Below are 23,302 nucleotides of genomic sequence, written 5' to 3' on the forward strand. Positions count from 1 at the left end.
TAATCTTTTCATTTTCAAATTTTCAAATCATCAAATTTTCAAATTATTTATAGCTACGTTGTGCAATTTTGATGTTTTCGTACACTAGCTCCTCTTTGTGTAATTCGTAGTCAGAATCGCCTTTGTATTCCCATGCAGCTACGTAAGCGTAGTTTTCGTCATCACGTTTTGCTTCGCCTTCTTCAGTTTGGAATTCTTCACGGAAGTGACCACCACATGATTCGTTACGGTTCAAGGCATCGATACACATCAATTCACCAAGCTCTAAGAAGTCAGCTACACGAGCAGCTTTCTCTAATTCAGGGTTAAATTCATTAGCATCACCAGGAATACGTACGTTTGACCAGAATTCTTTGCGAAGCGCTTTGATTTCTTCGATCGCTTCTTTCAAACCAGCCTCGTTACGAGCCATACCGCATTTATCCCACATAATTAAACCTAATTTCTTGTGGTAATAATCAACTGATTTAGTTCCTTTGATAGACATCAGTTGGTCGATAGTGTCTTGAACAGCTTTCTCTGCTGCAACGAACTCAGGCGCATCTGTTGGAATTGCTTTTGTACGAATATCTCCAGACAAATAAGCACCAATTGTATATGGAATTACGAAATAACCATCAGCCAAACCTTGCATCAAGGCAGAAGCTCCCAAGCGGTTTGCACCGTGATCTGAGAAGTTTGCTTCACCTAAAGCATAAAGACCTGGTACTGTAGTCATCAAGTTGTAATCTACCCAAAGTCCACCCATTGTGTAGTGAACCGCAGGATAAATACGCATTGGCACTTCGTAAGGGTCTTCACCAGTAATTTGTTTGTACATGTCAAACAAGTTACCATATTTCTCTTTCACAACTTCTTTACCCATTACTTGTAGCTCTTCTGTGCTAGCATTGTGCATACCTCTCTTAGTAGCTTCACCACGTCCATAACGTAAGATAGCTGCTGCAAAATCAAGGTAAACAGCTTTTTTAGAAGCACCTACACCATAACCTTCATCACAACGTTCTTTAGCTGCACGAGAAGCAATATCACGAGGTACTAAGTTACCAAACGCAGGATAACGACGCTCTAAGTAGTAATCACGTTCGTCTTCAGGAATTTGTGCTGCTGGACGGTTATCATCTCTCTTTTTAGGAACCCAGATACGACCATCATTACGCAATGATTCTGACATCAATGTCAATTTCGATTGGTGATCTCCAGATACTGGAATACAAGTAGGGTGGATTTGAGTGTAACAAGGGTTACCAAAGAATGCACCTTTTTTGTGCGCTTTCCAAGCGGCTGTTACGTTCGAGCCCATTGCGTTGGTCGACAAATAGAATACGTTTCCGTATCCACCTGTACACAACAACACCGCGTGACCGAAGTGACGTTCTAATTTACCAGAAATCAAATCACGAGCAATGATACCACGAGCTTTGCCGTCAACCATTACTACGTCCATCATTTCATGGCGAGTAAACATTTCTACGTTACCTAAACCAACCTGACGTTGTAATGCCGAATAAGCACCCAACAACAATTGTTGACCAGTTTGACCCGCAGCATAGAACGTACGTTGTACTTGAGTACCCCCGAAAGAACGGTTTGATAACAAACCACCGTACTCACGAGCAAAAGGTACACCTTGCGCCACGCATTGGTCGATAATACTACCTGATACTTCAGATAGACGGTGAACGTTAGCTTCTCTTGCACGGTAGTCACCACCTTTGATAGTATCATAGAAAAGACGATACACAGAGTCACCGTCGTTTTGGTAGTTTTTAGCAGCGTTAACACCACCCTGTGCAGCAATAGAGTGAGCACGACGAGGAGAATCTTGAAAACAGAAAGCTTTTACTTTGTATCCCATTTCGGCCAAAGAAGCAGCTGCCGAAGCACCCGCCAAACCTGTACCTACTACGATGATTTCGATATTCCGCTTGTTTGCGGGGTTTACTAATGGTACTGTCGAACGGTATTTTGTCCATTTATCCGACAGTTGTCCATCAGGGATTTTAGCATCTAATCTTGGTGAAGTTGCCATAACTTAAGAATTATGTAATGAAAAAAGTTATTAGATATAGTGTTGTTAAAATTTAACAAACAGCTATGAACTATTTAATAAGTCCTAAATGCATTGCGATTGGCATTGCAGCAAACACAACTGGAATGATAATAGCAAACCAACATCCAAATGATTTTACAAACGGAGTGTATTTAGGGTGATTCCATCCAAGTGATTGGAATGCACTTTGAACACCATGTAATAAATGGTAAGCCAAAGAAATACAACCAACAACATACACAATTACAGGTACTGGGCTAGCAAAAACCTCTTGCATTTCTTGGAATAGTGTTTTTTGACCACCAGTAATTACGTCTGTAAAACGGCTTACTACCCAAAAATGCTTTAAGTGCATCACTAAGAAAAGTAATAATAATGTACCCAATAAACCCATTGAGCGAGAGTACCATGTGCTATTATCTTTTGATACAACAGCATATTGTACAGGGCGTTTCTTCTTGTTAGCCGACCACAACATCAAACCGTCTATGATGTGAGCAATTAAGCCTACAAATAATCCGATTTCAGCAGTACGGATGAAAAAGTTTTTAGCCATAAATTCTGCGGCCTCATTGAAGGTTTCGCCTCCGTCATTCAAAAAAATGCACGCATTGATACCACAATGGACGAGAAGGAAGGCTACCAACGATAAGCCTGTTATCGCCATGATGAGCTTTCGGCCCAACGAACTTGATAATGTTTTTGTTACCCAAGACATTTTTTTATAAGTTATTGGTTGTTAATTAGTTAACAATTAATAGGGCTGGTTCTTAATCCATATAAAAAAAACTTTATATGGATTAATTGCTATTAACTATTAATTAGTTGAAAAATTGAACCCAAAACTACAATTGAATCACCTGTCAATCAAATAATCTATAAGATTTTAGCAATTATTTATAATCTTTCTACGTTTTTGTACTGTATTATTGGATTTAGCCAACGATTTAGGAATTGTACCAACCAATCGGTTTTACTATAATTAACGATACTTTGGAGGGTCTTTCATGGGATTTCTGTATTTAGTTCACTTTCCCAACTTTGTGTTTGATTTTTTTGTTTTGTTAGTTGTAAAAAAAATTATTCTCTAAATTGTGCCAGTAAAGTGTGTAGGCCAGTAATCAATACCTTATACCAAGGCTTTTGAAGAGGCTGTCCTCAAAACTTTTTATTCACTAACGTATGAGACCAAACTTTATCTACATTCTCATTTTTACCTTTTTTGTAGGCCTTTTTTCATTTCATTCCGCAAGGGCAACCCACATGAAAGGGGGCGAAATTACTGTACGTCGTGTATCGAGTACCGCTCTTACTTACGAATTTACCCTCACGATATATTGCGAAAATAACGTGGCTTGGCAGCAACAGCGCGAAGTCCTTTTTTGCTTTGGGGATGGGCTCGGCTCTCAATGGGCGCCTCGTTCCAATGGAAATGGCTTAGGCGAAGATATTGGTAACGGTACTATGAAAGGGATTTATAAAGTTACCTATACTTATGCAGCGCCAAGTATTTATAAGGTAAACGTCGGTATCGAAAACCGTAATGCTAATGTTCGGAATATCCCTAATTCGGATATGGTGGGCTTTTATGTCGAAACTGTATTTAAAATAGACCCAGGTTTGGGACTTAATTCAACGCCTCTGTTGATGAACCCTGCGGTAGACCTTACAGCGGTGGTTGGACAAAAGTTTATTCATAATCCCAATGCAGTAGATATTGAAGGCGATAGCTTGGCTTATCGTCTAATCGACTGTCGTACAGGTTTACAAACTACTTGTACTGGACGTGGTAATGCTATAGCTGGTTTTCGCCAGCCTAACTTGGTAGCAGCTACTTCATCTAGCTTTACCATCAATAGCCGTACAGGTGATTTGATTTGGAATGTACCTCAAGAAACGGGTCTCTACAACTGTGCATTTATCATTGAAGAATGGCGGAATGGGGTAAAAATATCGGAGACTGTTCGTGATATGCAAATTGAGGTAAAAGACGCCGATAACAAGGCTCCTATTATCAAAGTGCCAGATGATATATGCGTGGAGGCTGGAACATTTATTCAGCAAAATGTTACTGCTGATGATACTCCTTCTAGTACTGGACGTAAAGACCAATTGAATTTGTATTCGACAGGGTCTGTTTATAGACCAACCGACGGAACGGCCTATTTTGCTCAACCTTATGCTACATTTACGGCTACCAATCCTTCAAATCCTATTGCTACTGGGGTATTTAGGTGGCAGACAAGCTGCGCACACATACGAGAGCAAGCCTATGATATTCTCTTTAAAGTAGAGGATGTTCCTCCAAGTAGGGTCGGAAGTACCATACCAAAATTAGTTGATAGTAAAATTTGGAAAGTAAAAATTGTAGCTCCAAGGGTCAAAAACCTAAAAGCTACTGGCGATGCTGGTAATAAGGCTATTACTTTGACTTGGGATGCATATTCGTGTCAAAATGCAGGAGCAGAGTTAATCATTTACCGTAAACAAGGTTGTGATAATTTTGTGCCAGATGTTTGTCAAACAGGTATTCCTGCGGGCTTGGGCTATGTCGAAATTGGGAGAGTACCTATCAACGCTACTACCTATATAGATAACAATGGCTTGAAACGTGATACTGATTATAGCTACCGTATAGTTGCATCTTTTGCAGCGCCTTCGGGTGGTAAAAGTGTATCGTCAGATCAAGTTTGTCTGAAATTAGAAGCACAAGTACCTGTTATTACCAATGTGACAGTAGACAAAACTTCTGCTACTCAAGGGGAAATTACGGTAAAATGGACTCGTCCAATTGATTTTAAACCAGAGCAATTCAAAGGACCATATCAGTATCGTTTGTTCCGTGCTACTGGCTTGACGGGTACGTCTTTTGCTCAAGTAGGAGCAAACATTAATACCGATTTATCTGGAACAGTAGCTGATACTGTATTTGTTGATAAAAACCTCAATACACAAGATAATGCTTATCGTTATCGCTTGCTATTTTATTATACAAGCGCTACAGGGTTGACTTTATTGGATAGCACAGAAGCTGCTTCTAGTGTGCGTTTGACAACAACAGCAGATGTTCGTAAAGTAGTATTAACTTGGCAAGCAAATACGCCTTGGTCTAACGATAACCAAACGCATCGTGTGTATCGCGAAACTCGCCCAGGTTCAGGAGTATTTACCCGTATTGCCGATGTAACCGTGCAAGGAGCATCTACTTATACCTTTACAGATGACGGACAAGATAAGATTGCTTCTGATGGTAGCTTCCCAGTGAAAATGTCGCCAGATTCATCGTATTGTTATAAGGTGGAAACAGTAGGCTCGTACAATTCGACCAAAATCAAACCTAGTTTGCTGAATAACTTCTCACAGATTAGTTGTGCAACGCCAAAAAGTGATTTAATTCCTTGTCCGCCAGTACTCAACATCGACCTTTTAGATTGTGATGCTTACACAAAAGATAATAGCAATTGTAATCAAACGACTTTTGAGAATAAGCTTACATGGACAGATGCAACTGGAGCTAACTGTGATAAAGATATTGTAAAATATACTTTGTATTATGCGTCTGGACCAGATGGTGCATTTACGAAAATTGCAGATATTACCACACCGAATCCTCCAGCACACAACTATACGCATACCAAAACGGATTCGTATATGGGATGTTATTATGTTACTGCCACCAATAAGTACGGAACCGAAAGTACTCGTAGTAATGTAGTTTGTAAAGATAATTGTCCTAGTTTCTCATTGCCAAATGTCTTTACGCCAAATGGAGATGGCAAAAATGATATCTTCCAAGCATTAAAATGCCCACGTTTTGTTCAAGAAGTGACTATTTCGATTTATAATAGAAACGGACAAAAAGTGTATGACTACACAGGTCCAAAACTTGAATGGGACGGTCGCGATAGTGCTGGTAATGACTCTCCTTCTGGAACTTATTTCTATAATTGTTCTGTAAAATTCCTGACGTTAGATGCCGCTAAAAATAGCTTAACACTAAAAGGATATATTGAGCTAATAAAATAATAATCAAAGAAATACCAATAAAAGACGAGCTTATGGAATACATAGGCTCGTCTTTTTTGTTAGATAAAAAATAAAGTTTCTGAATGATGAAAAAAGACCCTTCTAAACATCAACCAAACGACCTTATCTTGTTTGATGGGGTGTGTAATTTTTGTAACTCTTCAATCAATTTTGTCATTGACCACGATACACAAAAACGGTTCAAATTTGCTTCCTTACAATCTGAGGTGGGACAACAATATTTAGCTCAGTTTTCTCGAAATACAAGCGATTTTGATTCTGTTTTGCTAATAAAAAATGGACAATTATTTGAAAAATCAGATGCAGCTCTTCAAATCGCCCGGTATCTGGATGGTGCTTGGAAGGGATTATATTTTTTTAGATGGATTCCACGGGCGATAAGAGATATCATATACGATTTGATTGCGAAGAATAGATACCGAATTTTCGGAAAATCAGACGCTTGTCGTTTACCAAATCCAGAGATTCGTGAAAGGTTTTTAGGCTAGAATTGGGAGATGTAGAGCATGAAGTAGTATTTTTGCTGACTTCTTTGAAAATATCTTCTACAAGAAGAGCGATTCAGAGACAGCTATTTGAGAAATATTTTAGGTACTTTTTCTCAGACAATTGTGGTGACAAAACATAAAGCTGATATTAATTTACTAAATTGAGCTTGTTGTTTCCACTAGAACTAAATCAAATATCACAAAAATTCCCAAGAATGAAAGCATACGTTTTCCCAGGTCAAGGTTCTCAATTCATTGGTATGGGCAAAGACCTTTACGAAAAATCAGAATCAGCAAAGGCATTGTTCGAAAAAGCTAACGAAATCTTAGGTTTCAGCATTACAGATGTAATGTTTAACGGAACAGATGAAGAATTAAAACAAACAAAAGTAACTCAACCTGCTATTTTTCTTCACTCTGTGATTTTGGCAAAAGAAACACCAGATTTTCAGCCTGATATGGTTGCTGGACACTCTCTAGGTGAGTTTTCTGCCTTGGTTGCTGCTGGAGCTTTGAGCTTTGAAGATGGCTTGGTATTAGTTTCTAAGCGTGCGTTGGCAATGCAAAAGGCTTGTGAGGCTAATCCTTCGACTATGGCGGCTGTTTTGAATCTCGCAGATAATGTAATCGAAGATATATGTGCTTCAATTGACGATGTTGTGGTAGCTGCCAATTATAACTGCCCAGGACAAGTAGTAATTTCAGGTACAAACGAGGGTGTTGCATTGGCTGGTGAAAAATTAAAAGAAGCTGGCGCTAAGCGTGTATTACTTCTGCCAGTAGGTGGTGCATTCCACTCTCCATTAATGGAGCCTGCTCGTGAAGAATTGGCTGCTGCTATCGAAGCTACAAACTTCAATGCTCCTGTTTGCCCTATTTACCAAAACGTAAATGCACAGCCCTCAACCGATGTGGACACAATTAAAGCCAACCTGATTGCTCAGTTGACTGGTGCTGTTAAATGGACTCAGTCTGTACAAAATATGGTGGCTGATGGCGCTACCAGCTTTGTAGAGTGTGGCCCTGGTAAAGTCTTACAAGGTTTGGTGAAAAAAATCACACCAACTGCCGAAACAAGCGGTGTGACACTTTAAGAACCGTATCAGCGTAAAAAAAATGTTTTTTTTTACGCTGATAAACTTCAAATATTCAGTAACTTAAGTAGGGTGATAAAAAATTTGTAAGATTTTTTTTGAAAAAGGACTTGACAAACAAAATAAATCGCCCTAATTTTGCACCACAATTCAGTTGTACTGACCGATGGTGTAACGGTAACACTACGGTTTTTGGTACCGTCATTCATGGTTCGAATCCATGTCGGTTAACAAAACCTCTCTTCTTAATCCATTTAATTGGAGAGGTTTTATTTTCAAGTCAGCACAACAACGAATTAGATTGACCGATGGTGTAACGGTAACACTACGGTTTTTGGTACCGTCATTCATGGTTCGAATCCATGTCGGTTAACATTAAATTAGGAAATCATTCGTGATTCTTCGTTCAGCTAAAAGCTAACAGTTATTAATTTTAAAGTGTGTATTGACCCATAGTGTAAGGGTAGCACATCAGATTTTGGTTCTGCTAGTCTAGGTTCGAATCCTAGTGGGTTAACAAAAGCCTCTCAAGTTCACTTGAGGGGCTTTGTTATTTTATAAGTTTTCTATTTAATTCACCGAGGAAAATTTTTGTTTTTGGAACAAGTTTTGTGGTAAAATCTGTTCAACAAAATAAGTACGACCGAATACTATCTTTTCTGTAGAATCCGTTTTAACTTGGTTGTATTAAGGCAAAATTTCTTCAAATTATATTAGATTTGCACAAAATTTGCTCGTAAATTAATAATTTTCTAACACACTCGACGTGTTTTAATAATCCATTAAACCTCCCATCGCTAACGTGACATTAATTAAATCTATATCAGGAATTAGAGGAACTATCGGAGGAAAGGCAGGGGATGCCCTTACACCCTTAGATGTAGTGAAGTTTACGGCCGCTTATGGTACTTGGCTTAAACGTAAAAACCCTAGCAATAAAAAAATTGTCTTGGGGCGTGATGCACGTTTGTCAGGCGATATGGTATCTAAGTTGGTGGTTGGTACTTTGCAAGGACTTGGACTAGATGTCTTAGATTTAGGTCTTTCTACTACTCCGACAGTTGAAGTAGCAGTGCCCGTAGAAAATGCGGCAGGAGGTATTATCCTTACAGCAAGTCATAATCCTATTCAATGGAACGCCTTGAAACTATTGAATGAAGTCGGAGAATTTATTTCAGGAGCCGATGGTGAAGCCCTATTGACTATCGCAGAGGCAGAAGATTTTGATTTTGTGGATGTGAAAAAATTAGGTTCTTATGCCCAAGATGACACTTGGATTAAGAAACACATCGACATGATTTTGGCTTTACCTTTAGTAGATAAAGAAGCCATTAAAGAACGCAATTTTAAAGTAATTGTAGATGCAGTAAACTCTACAGGTGGAATAGCGGTTCCTATGTTGTTAGAGGCGCTTGGTGTAACACAAATTACAAAGTTGCACTGCGAACCTACAGGTAACTTTGCACACAACCCTGAGCCACTTCCTGAAAATTTAACCGATATTACTAAGGCTATCGAAAAAACAAAGTATGACCTTGGTATTGTTGTAGACCCAGACGTTGACCGTTTGTGTTTTTTCTGTGAAGATGCTTCTCCTTTTGGTGAAGAGTACACGCTTGTAGCTGTGGCTGATTATATTCTTCAGCATACAAAAGGAAATACCGTTTCTAATTTATCATCAACACGTGCTTTGCGTGATGTAACCGAAAAGCATGGAGGTAAATATTATGCTTCTGCGGTAGGAGAAGTCAACGTTGTAACTTTGATGAAATCATCAAAAGCTATCATTGGTGGCGAAGGCAATGGCGGTATTATTTATCCAGAATTACACTACGGACGTGATGCCTTGGTTGGTATTGCTTTATTTTTAACGCATTTGGCCAAATCTGGCAAAAAGATTTCGGTTATGCGTAAAGGATATCCTGAGTATTATATTTCGAAAAATAAAATCGAATTAACCCCAGAAATTAACGTTGATGATGTATTAGAGGCTGTTAAAAGAAAATATGCCAAAAATCCTATCAATGCAATAGATGGCGTTCGAATAGATTTTGATAAAGAATGGGTACATTTGCGTAAGTCAAATACAGAGCCAATTATTCGTATTTATTCAGAATCAGATTCAATGACAAAAGCTGAAAATTTAGCAAAAAAATTAATCAGTGATATCAAAGAGGTAGTGGCTGCTACAATGTAAGCTGTTTCTTTGTTCTTTATAGGTATAAATACAAAATGTCAGAAGGGGTACTTCTGACATTTTGTATTTATACCTTTTCCAAGTAAGCATAGAGAAATGGTAGAGTTTTTGGCGTGGTGTATGCTGAATTTTGAATCATGAGTTTTGATTGAATATTAAGTAATGACTTTAATATATTGTATAAACCTTATAGCCTATTTGGATAAAATTAAGGTGAACTTTCTAATAATAATTGTTTGTTAGTCAATATATTGAGTTAAAACTAAATATTTACAATTGAAAGCTCATCTATCTTTATCAACAAATATTTTCAACCTTTTTATATGAGCCATTGATTTGGCTCGTACATTTCCCCAACCAAATTAATATGATACAACAACGTGTTTATTTGGACAATGCCGCTACCACACCGCTTGACAGAGCAGTGATTGAGGCAATGTTACCAATGATGGAGAAAAACTTCGGTAACCCATCGTCGATTCATGCACATGGACGTGAAGTACGAAATGCGATTGAACGTGCCCGTAAAACTGTTGCTGGTCTTTTGAATACGTCTCCTGCTGAGATTTTCTTTACTTCTGGTGGTACTGAAGCCGATAATACTGCGATTGCTTGTTCAATTGAGGAATATGGTATCAAACACGCTGTAACGTCGTCGCTTGAACACCATGCGGTGTTGCATACATTGGAACACTTACAAAAGATTGGTAAAATTAAGTTGAGCTTAGTCAACGTAGATGAAAAAGGTCATATCGACTTGAATCACCTTGAAGAGTTATTGAAGGCAAACCCCAATACCTTGGTATCGTTGATGCACGGTAATAATGAGATTGGAAATTTGTTGGATATGGAAAAAGTAGGGGAGTTATGTAAAGAATATGGCGCTACTTTCCATTCTGATACTGTACAAACTATGGGACATTATAAGCATGATTTGCAAAAACTCAATATTGATTTTATTGTAGGAGCAGGTCATAAATTTCATGGACCTAAAGGTGCAGGCTTTTTATATATCAATGCTGATAAAAAGATTCATCCATTTATTCATGGTGGTTCACAAGAGCGTAATATGCGTGGAGGCACCGAAAACGTGTATGGCATTATAGGCTTAGCAAAAGCTTTGGAAGTAGCCTATAGTGATATGGACGGACACCGCAAGCATATCGAATCAGTAAAATCCTATATGATTGAAAAGTTGAAGACCTCTTTTGACGATATTCAATTCAATGGGGATTCCGATAACTTAGAGAAAAGCTTATACACTGTACTCAATGTAAGTTTTCCTCCTTCGGAAGAAGCGGATATGTTCTTGTTTAACTTGGACATCAACAAAATTTCTGCTTCTGGTGGTAGTGCTTGTACTAGTGGGTCTAATATTGGTTCACATGTGTTAGGAGGTATTGGTGCAGATCCAAATCGCCCATCGGTGAGATTCTCGTTTTCTAAGTATAATACAATTGAAGAAATTGATTATGTGATTGAAAAATTGAATCAGATTTTAAAAGTTGAAGTATAATTCTTTTAGTTAGGTTCTTTTTTCTTGTCAGAAAGATTAATTCTTTGTAAAACCCTAGAGTTCAGGTTTGAATTCTAGGGTTTTTTTTGTAAATTTTGTTTAGTGCCCATTTTTGAATCAACTTGGTATTTTTATAAAATTTAATCATGATGGAAGAAACAAATGTAAGTCAAACTCCGCAACCTACACTTAAAAAAGCAATCAATGCTATTCAACTTTGGAGTATCGCTGTAGGGTTGGTTATTTCGGGTGAATACTTTGGCTGGAATTATGGCTGGCAAACTTCGGGAACGATAGGTTTCTTGATTTCTACTTTGTTGGTTACTGTTATGTACATCACTTTTATATTTTCCTATACCGAGTTGACTACCTCTATTCCTCATGCTGGTGGGGCATTTGCCTATGCTCGTCGAGCAATGGGGCCTTGGGGTGGATTTATCGCAGGTTATGCTACTTTGGTAGATTTTTTGTTGGCACCGCCTGCCATCGCCTATGCATTGGGGAGTTATACCAATTTCCTTAATCCAGCGATTCCTGTTGTGCCAACGGCAATGGGTATGTATGTTATTTTTATCGCTATCAACTGGTTTGGAATCAAAGAATCTGCTCAGTTTTCATTGGTTGTTACCATTCTTTCGGTACTCGAATTGGCGGTTTTTATGGCGGTGGTAGCTCCTTATTTTAAGTACGAAAACTTTGTCGCAAACAATCCCGAACATATTACGGCTGATGGAATCTTTGCAGGGATTCCCTTTGCTCTCTGGTTTTTTGTAGCCATAGAAGGCGTCGCAATGGTGGCTGAGGAGGTCAAAAATCCACATAAAACGATACCAATCGGCTATATCACGAGTATTTTGACATTGGCTATATTGGCACTTGGTGTTATGATACTCAGTGCAGGAGTAGGTGACTGGCGTAGATTGATTAGTCTCGACCATCCAATTCCTGAGGCTTTGTCAATGGCTTTAGGTGAAAAAAATGCTCTGTCCAAAATCTTTGCTAGTTTAGGGCTATTTGGCTTGATTGCTTCTTTTCATTGCAATACCATTAGTTACTCTCGCCAGATATATGCGCTTGCTCGTGAGGGATATTTACCAGAGTTTTTATCTGCTGTTAATAAAAAGTATCAAACTCCGCACTGGGCGCTTATTGCAGGTGGTTTGATTGGCTTTTTAGCCATTTTTACGGGCACTACTGATAAGATTATTATTATGTCAGGACTTGGAGCTGTAGTTATGTACGCTGTAAGTATGGTTAGCTTGTTTGTATTACGTATGCGTGAACCTGCACTCGAAAAACCTTTCAAAGCTCCTTTATATCCTTGGTTTCCAATCATAGCCTTGGTGCTATCGGTGGTTTGTATGATTGCTATTATTTACTACAATCCTGAAATTACTTTACTATTTGTTGGTATCTTTTTGTTACTACTTCCAATTTTTCTTTGGCAGAAAAAAAGAAAGAAATGGTAGTGTTTAATTTGAAGATGTGCTGATTTGAAGATTTGAAAATTAGGTTTAATTTGAATAATGGTTGATTTGAGGATTTGAAGATTTGATAATTTGAAAATTTGGTAGTTTGAAAAATATGGCTTTGGTGTAAATGCGTGGAGGGCTAAATGATACTTATTCTTATTAATAAACTATTCGCAACTGAGCATCTTATCGCTCCGCTCTTCCTATTTTGTTGGGTAAAAAGGTTTTTTTTTATCATATTCGAATTGTTTTGATTTATATAGAAAGGGTGTCGTATGTCGATTGTTGATAAAATAAAAAGTGTTTTTCTAAAACAGCACAAAGAAGAAGTAGTGGAAGTTAATGAGCAAATTACTGAAGTACAGTCTTTTGAAGCTTCTCCTACTGTGGAGGTAATTCCTGTTTTGTCGCCTGAAAAAATAAAAACCTCATCAATTAATCAGCCTGATTGGTTGATTAATGAAGATATTCTGCGTGATGAAGGGGTGATTTTTGGGCTTTCTGGCTCAAACCCTGAAGAAAAAATTTCAATTATTCGAAGTTATTTTCATCAACAAACTGCCGATACCGAAAAGCTAATTGAACACCGAGAGGAGAAAATCGGAGAGTTGAATTATTGGATTAATGAAAAAGAAGGTTTGGTAAAAGAATTAGAGCGAAAAATAGAGCTACTCAAAGAAAAAGAATTTACCGAACAACATCATCTTCCTCGAACAATTACTGGACTTTCGTTGGCGATAGGTATAGCTATCGGTAATTATTTTTTGATTGAAGAAGCTCTTCGTGGACACTTTGAACAAAATAAATTGATTGCTTTGGGCGTATTTATGGCAGGAATGTTCAATTTGTTTGGACGAATTTCATTTTTACACGATGATGCCCGTCAAAGTAATTGGCGCAAAATCCTTGAGGAAATAGGTATGCCACTGGCTTCTGCGTTTTTTGTATTTGCTCAAATTTATGCCTCTCAGCCTGCGTTAAACGCTTGGGCATTGTTTGCCTTTATCTTTTTCTTATTTATGTTTTCGGGTAAACTCCTGTTGGGCAATTTAGCAGTGTTGAAGGATGATTTAACCATTTTTCAAAAACGAAATCAATTACAGAAAGATAAAGTTAGGAAAGTGGCTGAGTGGGAAAAGGAAATAGAACAACATAAAGCCGAAATCAAAGAGTATCGTGTTGAGAAACAATCAATTTTGCCAGAATTGAGCCGATATATTGCAGAACGTACGCGTATCAATGCTCAAAGAGATATGCTAATCAAAGTTTTTGAAAGTGAATATCACTTGGCTTTAAATTATCGAAGTCGTATCTCGCAGAAAGATATACAGTCGATGCTAGGAGAGGAGGAAGAGGAATTTTAATATTGAGAACTGATGGACGAAAATAAATCTCATGCCGAAAAATATGATTTCCAACATGGTTATACCAGTGGATTGGAGTCGGTAGATAAAAATAATTATGAAGGATATTTGTCTAGCCAAGTCAATTTTGAATGGCTAGATAAACAACTTCAAGAACAAAAACAGGAGTTAAATAAGCTAGAGGAAAAAATTACTCAAGCGAAATCTGCTTACAAATCAGCTTTTGATGCGCTTCAAGATAGAGTCTTGAAGGTGGGTTTGGCAGGTAAGAATAAAGAAAGATTAGAATCTGAACTTTTTGAAATAGATGAAAAAAAGCATCAACTCGAAAAGCGCCGTTTAACCGCTGTACACAAGTATTCACTTTTTGCGGGTATTATTTACTTTATTGCGGGTGTCTCGTTTGTGGCAGGTGACTTGATTATCTCGCATGAGATTGTGGCTTATGCGCTCAACATTCATAATACGGTAGAGGCTTGGTCTTTTGCGGTTGGTTTGGCGATGGTTTCTATTTTACTCAAACCTGCTTACGAACGCTTGATTGAATCACCGTACTCGGATGGGGAAAGTGCAAAAGCTAAAAAAACTTATGCATGGTTTAAAGGCGTAACTGTGGTTTTTGCTGTAATTACACTCTTTGTGTTGGGTTGGTTTAGATACGAAGCGTACAAAACCGACAAAATGAAAGAAGGAATCAATAAGGCGATAAAAAATCTTAATAACCAAGTTTTTGACCCGCTCAATCCTACCGCTCCACCGCCTCCAGCAGTTCAGGCACAGATTGAGGCAAAAATGCGCAGCTTTGACGCCCTCAATCAGGACTTGGTGAATAGTCCTTGGGCTTTAGCTTCATTTGTTTTGTCAGGCGTATTATTTGCTTTAGCAGGTGCGATTTGTTTGGGAATTGCCTTTCCTGTGTTGCAGTGTTATTGGTATCGTTGGCTTCAAATCGATCCACAACTTAAGCGTTTGAATAAACAAAGAAATAGTCTTCTTCCTCAAATTAAGGCAGAGGATGAGGCGTTGGCAGAGCATTTGATTCAGAAAAATATTCTCGAAAATGATTTACAGCTTGTAGATGATTTTCAAGCTTTAGAAAAAGAAAGAGCGAATCTTTCACAAGAAATCAAAGAAATTCATGAAGGAATGAGACTATCGGAGACTGATGCTCGAATTGCTTCGTACAATGATGGTTTTGGAAAAGGCTCGATGGTTCGCGATGCGATTAATGATGAAGAATTATCGCAATTTGTTCGAGAAAGCTATTTTACAACTTCAAATCTCGCAAGTAAAGCAAAATCTTCGTCGCCTGAAAAAGCATTATTTAGTCGTAAACCACAATTACGTCCGCATCAGCAATTGCGCAAATTAATTTCAGAGGATTTTGATTCATCAGAAGAATTGTGAGTGGTGAATTACGAATTGTGAATTAGGATTGTACGAAGGGTTTTATCTTGTTCAAAAGAATTCTTATTATTAGTGTTTTTTATGTAGTGGCAACACTAAACCTTCGTACAGCACTAATTACGAATGATGAGTGTAAGTTTCTGATAGTCATATTTTATTGCAAGTAGAATGGTGTAATCATTCATTCTTTTTTATCTAAAGCCTACGGCTTATAGCCTAAAGCCTCAATATTTATTTACTCTAAAAACTAGGAAAATTATGGGATTATTTGATGCATTGATGGGAAACGCCTCGGAGGTTTCCTCTCATAAAGTTGCTGAGGAGTTTGCACCGATTTTGATTCATGGTGAAGAAGTTGTAAAGTCATTTCGACTGATTCGAGATATGTTTGTATTTACCAACAAAAGGTTGATTTTGGTAGATAAACAAGGTTTGACAGGCTCAAAAGTAGATTTTCATACCATTCCATACAAAAGCATTAATCATTTTTCGAAAAGAAGTAATGGTTTGCTAGATTTGGATGCAGAGCTAATTATTTGGGTAAAAGGAAGCGATGCGCCACTCATTAAAGAATTTAGAAAAGGCGAAAATATCAACGATGTTTATAAGGTTTTATCTACTTATGTTTTGTAGGGAATAACGTTATAATAAAAAGCAGAAGGTGCGATAGAATCCAAGTTAAGTTGGGTTTTATTGCACCTTTTGCTTTTATGAGGAAATCAAAACTAGTCTTTTATCGGAACATTATTTGCATCTAATAACTGAAGCTTAATTTTAATATTGCCCTTGGTTGCTTTTTGATGTTCATAATAGAGTACATAATTTTGAGCATAAATCTCATTCCTTTCTTTTTTTGAAAAAACACCTTTATCTAATCTAAAATTGATTATACCACCATATTTTCTATAATTTTCATGATGATGTTCATAGAAATCGATAGCTGCAGTACTGTCAATACTACCTTCAATGGCGATGGATACCCTACAGTTTCCCATAGAAGGTTGTAAATTATCTACGAGAATAGCAGTATCTTTTTCACATTGAGTAATGGTGTATTCACGGTAACTGGGTTCTTGGCTGGTGCAGGAACCTAGTGTAGCTACAAATAATAAAGCTTTGATAGAGTTTTTAAGGCTGATTTCCATTGGATTTACTTGGTAGAATTAATTTGAATTGGCCTAAAGTTGGAACACCATTTATCTTTACAATTGACCATAAGCTACCTTGAACACCAAGATTCTTTAATAAATCTTCAGTCCAGTAGTCTAAAGATAAACCTATGTTATTGTTTCTGACATCCATGATACTATTGAGTGCATTACCTTGTCCACTTTCATGTGCAATTAACATGTTATTTGCCGTAGTATAACCAAAAGCAACTTTTAAATTGTATGCTATTTGGGTATGGACAAAAGCATTATTTATTCCTTCGTCAATCGACCAACCTGCGAACAAACTTCCAGGTTTGATGAGGTTCTCTCCATAAGTTTTGGCATTATAATAAATAAAACCAAATTGTACAATTTGTCTATAAGTTAAGGTTTTCAAAATATTGATCTCAGCATCATTTAATTTCATTTTGAATTTTGAAAGCATATTGTTTATATACGCAATTACCTTTGCTTTAAATTCTTCAGAATTTAAGACTTCATCATCCATTGAAATACCTGCATAGGGACTAAATGTTACTGTTTGGCGTTCTTCAACATGAGTAGAGTTATTGTACCAACTCAATATCATATCAAAATTATTTCCTCGCATAGAAATACCGTAAACTGTTACTTCACTTAGCATGACGTCTCCGTCACCTATACGGCTTGAATTAGCTCTTATAATTTTAGTCGGTGAAGATGGTTGTACATTGTCCTCCTTCTTATCGCAACTTACTAAAGATAATAATAAAGTTACGAATAAACTTGAAAATAATAGTTTTGCTTTCATTTTAATAGATTTTTAAATAAAAATTAAGATAAGTGATAGAATTTGGCGCCATTTTCTGTTGTAAAATTCAGCTTATTGATTTACTTTTACTATACTAAAAAGTTGTTTTACAAAACCTATATAGTTGTATTTTGAAACCTTAAATAGTTCTTAAACCGTTTATCCCTTAATTAATATGAGATTAGGAAACAAGATTAGAATGATCCGTGAATTGAAAGGAGTTTCACAAGAGGCAGTAGCTATTTACTTAGATATTTCTCCTCAAGCTTATGGAAAAATTGAACGTGAAGAAACAAAACTAGATTTTGACCGATTAGAAAATATAGCCAATTACCTAAGTTTATCTGTTGAGCAAATTCTTGGTTTTAATGAAAATAAGTTACTAGGTTCGAAGGATGAGTTAAAGGGGAAGATAGCTTCAGAAGCTCCAATGTTAAGTGAAAATGGTAAAATTATAGAGAGGCTTTTAATAACATTAGAGGCTAGATTTAATCGATACGATATTCTTCTAGAAAGAAATTTAGATATCATCGAAAAATTTGGGGAGCTAATCAACTCTAAAAAAAAGGGGTGGATAAGTCAGACGACATATCCAACTCTTCTTTATTTAATAACTACAGTATCTTGTGAGGCTAATAATGAAATTATCTCACAATTAAGTATTCCAGACTTGGCATTTTTGTGTTTATAAACCAAGTTATAGTCATCCTCATAAATTTCATTTTTTAGAACAGTATCTATTTTTCCTTTTGATAATGCCACAAAGAATGGACCCATATCATGACCTATTGAAGTGAGACTAATATGTATCGAATCATCAATGTTACCTTGAATTTTTAAATAAATTGCTTTAGCAGGTTTAAATCCAAGGAGTCCTTCTACTTTGATTAGAGTATCTTTTTCACATTGAGTAATGGAATATTCACGGCAATTGGGTTCTCTGCTGGTGCAGGATAACAGGCTTGCTACGCCAAATGGAATAACAATACGAAGAAATGATCGAGTGTTTAAATACATGGTGAAGAATTTTAAAGGTTGAAACTATTTATAAAATCTTGGTTTGAAGGTGAATTAAGTGTTATTTCAATAGACTTTACTTTTAGGGTGCGACTTTAGTCGCACCCTAAAAGTAAAGTCTATTGAAATAAAAACAGGTTCTCAATTTTCTACACAATCAAACTACTCAACGAATACTGTTGTGTATTGCAAAAAGAAACGCTGTAGAAATAATATCCCATACGGTTGGTGGTGTATCGGCGCCATACATATACGAGCGGGCTACCCACACTGACTTTCAAGAATTGTGCTTCTTGGGCTTTGGCCAACACACATGATACTTCTTGTTCAACACCTGAGGCTTCTACGTGATAATTGACGCGCAATGATTCCATGATTGAATCATTGACAAAAGGCGTCATTATAAAACCTGGCAAATTGATATTGGGCAAATAATAGTATTCAAACATCACAGGCGTAGCTTGAGAATGGTGTAGATTCATCGCAACGATACAACCTGCTTGTCGCTCAGCTTCTGAAATTGGAAAGAAAAAGGCAGGATCCCATGCCTGAATGGAAGGTCTACCAATGATTTTGGATTGTAGGGCTACCTCTTCATTACTATTGAGCTGTTTGGGGTCTCTAAATGCCAATAATCCTACCGTTTTGCGTCTAAGATTTACAAAACTCCCTTTTCCCTTTTGCTTACGGATATAGCCATCCTTTACAAGCTCGTTGAGGGCTTGTCGAACGGTCATACGAGTGATTTGATGTAAATCGGCTAACTGATTTTCGGATGGCAATAAATCATCTTGCTGATAAATACCCGAAATAATCTGATGTCGAAGGCTCTCGTATAGTTGTCGATATTGTGGAATTTGCATACGCTCTTAGGAATTAGGGTGCAAAAATACAATTCTTCGGCAAGACTTATACACTTCTAAGAGGAGCTTTCGTAAAAGAGATACTTGAATTGAGAGTAATTGTCTGAAATACAGTTTTTTATAAAATAAAACATGATAAAAATTAGTATTCAAGAATATATTTACTACTGCTATGCGAAAGCAGATAGGCACAAAGCATCATATATAATCTGATAACTTTGTGCCCAATGCCATGATTTGCGATATGTTTACTCAACAGATACTTTCTTTACGTTGTCGATGATATGTTTATCAATCAACTTATAAATTGGGTCAATTCCTGCTTTGAAAGGTTCTTCTTTTAGGATAAGTTTAAGTGTTTGCACTTTTTGATTAAAACGATGTTTTTTTAGATAAATTAATTTATCTTTTCCTTCTGCATCTTTTCTATAAACGCCCACATCAATCCAGTCGTTCATACCAATCACCTTTTGGTTGCCAGATTTGTCTGCTCGGCTTTTTTCTGTAGCAATTTTCAAGGTTAGTTCATAACTATTATTTTTCAGCTTTTTGGCAGTAGCTACATCTGTTTTATTTTCATACAAAGTAATAGTTTCAAAAAGGTCTGTAATCAGATATTTGAGCGAATCAGGCGTTGCTTTTTTCAGATAACCCAATAAATCTTGGGTTGTTGGATAACGTTTTTGAGGACGATCTGGACCTGCGTATTTCCAATCTTTAGCATATTCGGATAAGGCTTGATTTACCTTATCTTCACCGATATAATCTTGCAAAGCATACAAACATACAGAGCCTTTGTTATAATGGATATATTGTTGATTTTCACATAGATATAAAGGTTGTTCTTTCTTGCGCTCGGTGGCACGACCGTAAAGATATTCATCCAAATTATATTTCATGAACTTTTGCATTGCTTCGGTCGAAACATGATTTTTGAGTACCATCAAGGCTGAGTATTCAGATAAAGACTCCGAAAGCATTCCATTGCCTTTTACGTTGGCTTCAATTACTTGATGTCCCCACCACTGATGACCTAGTTCGTGCGCAGTTACATAGAATGGAATATCAGGGTCATCTTTTTGAATATCCATCACAAATCCCATACTTTCTGAAAACGGAACCGTATTAGCAAAAGATTGTGCAAAAGAAGCATATCTCGGAAACTCCATAATGCGCATTTGTTTGTATTGAAAAGGGCTGAAGTTTTTCGAATAATATCCCAAAGCCTTCTTCATGCCATTCATGATTCTATCAAGATTTTTATCGTGTCCTTTGTGATAATAAATCTCCAGATTGATACCATTCCATTTTTCACGTTTTACCTCATATCTTGCCGAAACTATCGAGTAAAAATTAGCCATAGGCTGATCCATGCTATAACTAAAATAACGGCGATTATTGGCATTCCACGTTTTTTGAAGATAACCTGGTGCTATAGCAATTTGGTCAGGCTCAGTACCAATGGTCATCGAGAATCGAATTAAATCGGCATCATCGCCGAAGAGATTACTTGATAACCCATGTGGGTCATTTTGATTCGGTAAGCGGTCTTCTTTGGGTTTGAGCCCATTATCTTCTCGGTCGTCTTTATCGCTCAGTTCGGCATCTTCAACGTACCCCAATTGCGGAAAATAGGAGCTATTATTGAAAAAAGTACCGTTATAGACGATATGAGTTCCTGTGACGCTCGATAAGAAGCTTTTGGCGCCAACCTTTAGTTTAAAGTCCATTTTTATAGAATCTTGTGGCGCAAGGGCTTTTTGCAAACGATAAATAGTAAACTGAAAATCTTTCCATTCTTTTTGCTTAGTAAAAGGTTGGTCAAACGTCAGTTTTTCGACATCTACATCGGCTGTAAATGAAATATAGATATCCTGAATAGGTTGGTTAGTTTTGTTTTTTAAGTAATAAAAACCCACAGTTTCCATTTTTCTTTCAGATGGAAACAATTCCACCTTTAGATTGGATTCTACGATTTTGGGCTGAGGAGTATTTTCGTATTTTTTTAGCGTTTTCTCAAAATCCGCTCGTAGTTTTTTCTCATTCTTTGAAGAACGATAGGTTTCTAAGAAATTGGTATTATAAAAAATATAGCCACCTGTGCCAATCAAGACTGTCAGTATAAGAATAGTTGCCGTGAGTAAGGGTTTACTAAAACGATGATTACTAGCAGCAATACGTGTTTCGAGCAATTCGTCGGCACCTCGTACGGAGAGAATCGTCGCACCAATAAACATGATCATGACAAAGGCAAGCCAGTAAGAACTCATCCAAGAAAATGGTGTCACAAAATGCCCATAAATATTCATGTCAGAATATTGCCCCAAACTTTGTCCTCCAAATTGCAAAAGAGGGTGTTCGACCCCCATCAATCCAAGTACTGCTGTAAGAATCAAAAAACCGACCGAGATAGCAATGCCCAAAAACTTATCATTGACTATCACCTGAATGAAAAAGAAGAAAAGCAGATATTCAACAATAGAGACAAGAGTGGATGAAAACAAAGTGCCAAAATACACCGATAGTTGAAAGTCAAAATATCCCTGAACAGCCTGAACTAGCACACTCAGCCCAATAAAAAAGGTAAATAGCGTACAGAATACCAGCAGCAGCGATAGAAATTTGCTAAAAATCCCAATAAAATCAGGGATTGGCATCGAATCAAAAATTAGGTTGAATTTGACAGTACGCTCTTTCCATACTAGCTCGCCAGCATACGTAACCGCAATAGCCAAATAGAAAAACTCTAAAATCCCTAAAGCACCAAGCATATTGGCAGTAGTAGGTAGAGTTCCAACCCCAAACCAACGTTGAGTATTACCGACTGTTGCTACAAATAGGGCAAAACCCGAAATAATGATAGTCAGAAATGGGACTTCTTTAAAAATGGTTCGGTAATAAAAGGTCGTTAAGCTCCAAAACTGGCGAAGATAGGTGCTCGTATTCAGCAATTGTTGCACTTGAGGAATAACCACATTTTCTGGTTTGATGCGTACTTCTTCTTGTTTATTAGATTTTTTGGGTTTAAAGAGTGAACTTTTGACTACATTAAAACTAAAACTCCAATACGTGATGGCTAAAATAATCAACCCCAATCCTGTGACAATAAGGCGATTGTAAAGAAATACTCCTGAAAGTGGAATCATCCACATGTTGCGTTCGGCAGGTGACCAATAGCGAATGGTTGTATTAAGACTGATAATACCGAAAGGATCTATATAGCTTGCTAGTTCACGGTTATCGATATTTGAAAGGAGCTGTTGAGCAATATTATAGACGACAAAAAGGATAATACCTTGTGTGTAAATCATCACAGATTTGCGAGTGAGTGCCCCTGCTGCAAAAAATAATGCCCCTGTGAAAAGTAAATTAGGTATTACCAAGACAAAAAATGGCTGAATGAAATGCAGCAAATTAAAGGGAAGCAAATTTTCAGCTTTGCGGTTTGGTAAGAAGTCCCCGATTGCTAAACCCAGCCAAAAACCAGAGAAAATAAATAGCAACACTAGAAATGAGCCAATAAAGCGCCCCATCAAGTAGTCGAACTTTCTGATAGGATTACTAAACATCAATGCTTCGGTATTGTACTCAAAATCTCTCAAAACCGCTACGCCCATGACTGCGGAGGTAATCATACAGAAAAAGTAGGAGACAATTCCTTGTAAAAAAGCGATGATGAAGGGTGCGTTTTCTTTGATTTGTTCACTTCTTGTTACAATGTCTTTTAGCTCTGTCGTAACAAATAATATAGCAGTTACAAAGAGTAACAAAAAGTATATCCAAGTTGCGGGTCTTCGCTTACGATAGTTAATTTCGAATCTAATAAATTCTAAAAGCATAGTT

Annotated in this window: 16 protein-coding genes and 3 tRNA genes; 13 read left to right on the forward strand and 6 right to left on the reverse strand. The window is 37.1% G+C overall.

Going from position 1 to position 23,302, the window contains the following annotated elements; translation table 11 throughout:
- Positions 1–43: 43 nt before the first annotated feature.
- Both QM491_RS04530 and QM491_RS04535 read right to left on the reverse strand, forming a co-directional pair.
- Entirely contained in the window at positions 44–2,032 is a 1,989-nt protein-coding gene (locus QM491_RS04530) for a fumarate reductase/succinate dehydrogenase flavoprotein subunit (RefSeq protein ID WP_283326061.1), read from the reverse strand.
- A 70-nt stretch (positions 2,033–2,102) separates the two neighbouring features.
- Entirely contained in the window at positions 2,103–2,771 is a 669-nt protein-coding gene (locus QM491_RS04535) for a succinate dehydrogenase cytochrome b subunit (protein ID WP_283326062.1), read from the reverse strand.
- 545 nt (positions 2,772–3,316) lie between these two features.
- Between QM491_RS04535 and QM491_RS04540 the strand changes: the two genes are divergently transcribed.
- The 12 genes from QM491_RS04540 to QM491_RS04595 all read left to right on the forward strand — a co-directional run bounded on the left by QM491_RS04540 (position 3,317) and on the right by QM491_RS04595 (position 16,271).
- Entirely contained in the window at positions 3,317–6,079 is a 2,763-nt protein-coding gene (locus QM491_RS04540; RefSeq protein ID WP_283326063.1) for a T9SS type B sorting domain-containing protein, read from the forward strand.
- 83 nt (positions 6,080–6,162) lie between these two features.
- Positions 6,163–6,588: a thiol-disulfide oxidoreductase DCC family protein gene (locus tag QM491_RS04545; protein WP_283326064.1), complete on the forward strand. Its 426-nt coding sequence runs from the start codon at positions 6,163–6,165 to the stop codon at positions 6,586–6,588.
- Between the two features lie 215 nt (positions 6,589–6,803).
- On the forward strand, positions 6,804–7,682 hold the full coding sequence (gene fabD / locus QM491_RS04550) for an ACP S-malonyltransferase (RefSeq protein WP_283326065.1): 879 nt from the start codon (positions 6,804–6,806) through the stop codon (positions 7,680–7,682).
- A gap of 160 nt (positions 7,683–7,842) precedes the next feature.
- Positions 7,843–7,913: transfer RNA gene (locus QM491_RS04555), tRNA-Gln, on the forward strand.
- Positions 7,914–7,984: 71 nt separating this feature from the next.
- Positions 7,985–8,055 (forward strand) — tRNA-Gln (locus tag QM491_RS04560).
- 73 nt (positions 8,056–8,128) lie between these two features.
- Positions 8,129–8,199 (forward strand) — tRNA-Gln (locus tag QM491_RS04565).
- Positions 8,200–8,484: 285 nt separating this feature from the next.
- The gene (glmM, locus tag QM491_RS04570; RefSeq protein ID WP_283326066.1) at positions 8,485–9,879 is read left to right on the forward strand and encodes a phosphoglucosamine mutase; all 1,395 of its coding nucleotides are present in this window, start codon (positions 8,485–8,487) and stop codon (positions 9,877–9,879) included.
- Positions 9,880–10,246: 367 nt separating this feature from the next.
- On the forward strand, positions 10,247–11,395 hold the full coding sequence (locus QM491_RS04575; RefSeq protein ID WP_283326067.1) for a cysteine desulfurase family protein: 1,149 nt from the start codon (positions 10,247–10,249) through the stop codon (positions 11,393–11,395).
- 146 nt (positions 11,396–11,541) lie between these two features.
- A complete protein-coding gene (gene eat / locus QM491_RS04580) occupies positions 11,542–12,864 on the forward strand; it encodes an ethanolamine permease (protein WP_283326068.1) in 1,323 nt (440 codons plus the stop codon).
- Between the two features lie 278 nt (positions 12,865–13,142).
- Positions 13,143–14,231, forward strand: coding sequence for a hypothetical protein (locus tag QM491_RS04585; RefSeq protein WP_283326069.1), 1,089 nt, complete (start codon positions 13,143–13,145; stop codon positions 14,229–14,231).
- 12 nt (positions 14,232–14,243) lie between these two features.
- The gene (locus QM491_RS04590; RefSeq protein WP_283326070.1) at positions 14,244–15,638 is read left to right on the forward strand and encodes a hypothetical protein; all 1,395 of its coding nucleotides are present in this window, start codon (positions 14,244–14,246) and stop codon (positions 15,636–15,638) included.
- A 258-nt stretch (positions 15,639–15,896) separates the two neighbouring features.
- The gene (locus QM491_RS04595) at positions 15,897–16,271 is read left to right on the forward strand and encodes a PH domain-containing protein (RefSeq protein ID WP_166550546.1); all 375 of its coding nucleotides are present in this window, start codon (positions 15,897–15,899) and stop codon (positions 16,269–16,271) included.
- Between the two features lie 92 nt (positions 16,272–16,363).
- On the opposite strand, the gene QM491_RS04600 is transcribed toward QM491_RS04595, so the two are convergent.
- Both QM491_RS04600 and QM491_RS04605 read right to left on the reverse strand, forming a co-directional pair.
- Complete coding sequence (locus tag QM491_RS04600; RefSeq protein WP_283326071.1) at positions 16,364–16,783, reverse strand: hypothetical protein; 420 nt, start codon at positions 16,781–16,783, stop codon at positions 16,364–16,366.
- Complete coding sequence (locus tag QM491_RS04605; RefSeq protein ID WP_283326072.1) at positions 16,767–17,579, reverse strand: hypothetical protein; 813 nt, start codon at positions 17,577–17,579, stop codon at positions 16,767–16,769. The genes QM491_RS04600 and QM491_RS04605 overlap by 17 nt, the downstream gene beginning before the upstream one ends.
- A gap of 175 nt (positions 17,580–17,754) precedes the next feature.
- Between QM491_RS04605 and QM491_RS04610 the strand changes: the two genes are divergently transcribed.
- Positions 17,755–18,270: a helix-turn-helix domain-containing protein gene (locus QM491_RS04610; RefSeq protein ID WP_283326073.1), complete on the forward strand. Its 516-nt coding sequence runs from the start codon at positions 17,755–17,757 to the stop codon at positions 18,268–18,270.
- A gap of 475 nt (positions 18,271–18,745) precedes the next feature.
- On the opposite strand, the gene QM491_RS04615 is transcribed toward QM491_RS04610, so the two are convergent.
- Together QM491_RS04615 and QM491_RS04620 are read right to left on the reverse strand one after the other, a co-directional pair.
- Entirely contained in the window at positions 18,746–19,459 is a 714-nt protein-coding gene (locus QM491_RS04615; protein ID WP_166550552.1) for a GntR family transcriptional regulator, read from the reverse strand.
- Positions 19,460–19,707: 248 nt separating this feature from the next.
- Positions 19,708–23,298: an ABC transporter permease/M1 family aminopeptidase gene (locus QM491_RS04620; RefSeq protein WP_283326074.1), complete on the reverse strand. Its 3,591-nt coding sequence runs from the start codon at positions 23,296–23,298 to the stop codon at positions 19,708–19,710.
- Between the last annotated feature and the right edge of the window lie 4 nt (positions 23,299–23,302).

The sequence above is a fragment of the Flectobacillus longus genome (assembly GCF_030056705.1).
Classification (GTDB): Bacteria; Bacteroidota; Bacteroidia; order Cytophagales; family Spirosomataceae; genus Flectobacillus; species Flectobacillus longus.

Excerpts from the sequence above, each read along its gene's own strand:
- QM491_RS04530 (WP_283326061.1), bottom strand. The coding sequence starts at position 2,032 with ATGGCAACTTCACCAAGATTAGATGCTAAAATCCCTGATGGACAACTG.
- QM491_RS04535 (WP_283326062.1), bottom strand. The coding sequence starts at position 2,771 with ATGTCTTGGGTAACAAAAACATTATCAAGTTCGTTGGGCCGAAAGCTC.
- QM491_RS04540 (WP_283326063.1), top strand. The coding sequence starts at position 3,317 with ATGAAAGGGGGCGAAATTACTGTACGTCGTGTATCGAGTACCGCTCTT.
- QM491_RS04545 (WP_283326064.1), top strand. The coding sequence starts at position 6,163 with ATGATGAAAAAAGACCCTTCTAAACATCAACCAAACGACCTTATCTTG.
- fabD (WP_283326065.1), top strand. The coding sequence starts at position 6,804 with ATGAAAGCATACGTTTTCCCAGGTCAAGGTTCTCAATTCATTGGTATG.
- QM491_RS04575 (WP_283326067.1), top strand. The coding sequence starts at position 10,247 with ATGATACAACAACGTGTTTATTTGGACAATGCCGCTACCACACCGCTT.
- eat (WP_283326068.1), top strand. The coding sequence starts at position 11,542 with ATGATGGAAGAAACAAATGTAAGTCAAACTCCGCAACCTACACTTAAA.
- QM491_RS04585 (WP_283326069.1), top strand. The coding sequence starts at position 13,143 with ATGTCGATTGTTGATAAAATAAAAAGTGTTTTTCTAAAACAGCACAAA.
- QM491_RS04590 (WP_283326070.1), top strand. The coding sequence starts at position 14,244 with ATGGACGAAAATAAATCTCATGCCGAAAAATATGATTTCCAACATGGT.
- QM491_RS04595 (WP_166550546.1), top strand. The coding sequence starts at position 15,897 with ATGGGATTATTTGATGCATTGATGGGAAACGCCTCGGAGGTTTCCTCT.
- QM491_RS04600 (WP_283326071.1), bottom strand. The coding sequence starts at position 16,783 with ATGGAAATCAGCCTTAAAAACTCTATCAAAGCTTTATTATTTGTAGCT.
- QM491_RS04605 (WP_283326072.1), bottom strand. The coding sequence starts at position 17,579 with ATGAAAGCAAAACTATTATTTTCAAGTTTATTCGTAACTTTATTATTA.
- QM491_RS04610 (WP_283326073.1), top strand. The coding sequence starts at position 17,755 with ATGAGATTAGGAAACAAGATTAGAATGATCCGTGAATTGAAAGGAGTT.
- QM491_RS04615 (WP_166550552.1), bottom strand. The coding sequence starts at position 19,459 with ATGCAAATTCCACAATATCGACAACTATACGAGAGCCTTCGACATCAG.
- QM491_RS04620 (WP_283326074.1), bottom strand. The coding sequence starts at position 23,298 with ATGCTTTTAGAATTTATTAGATTCGAAATTAACTATCGTAAGCGAAGA.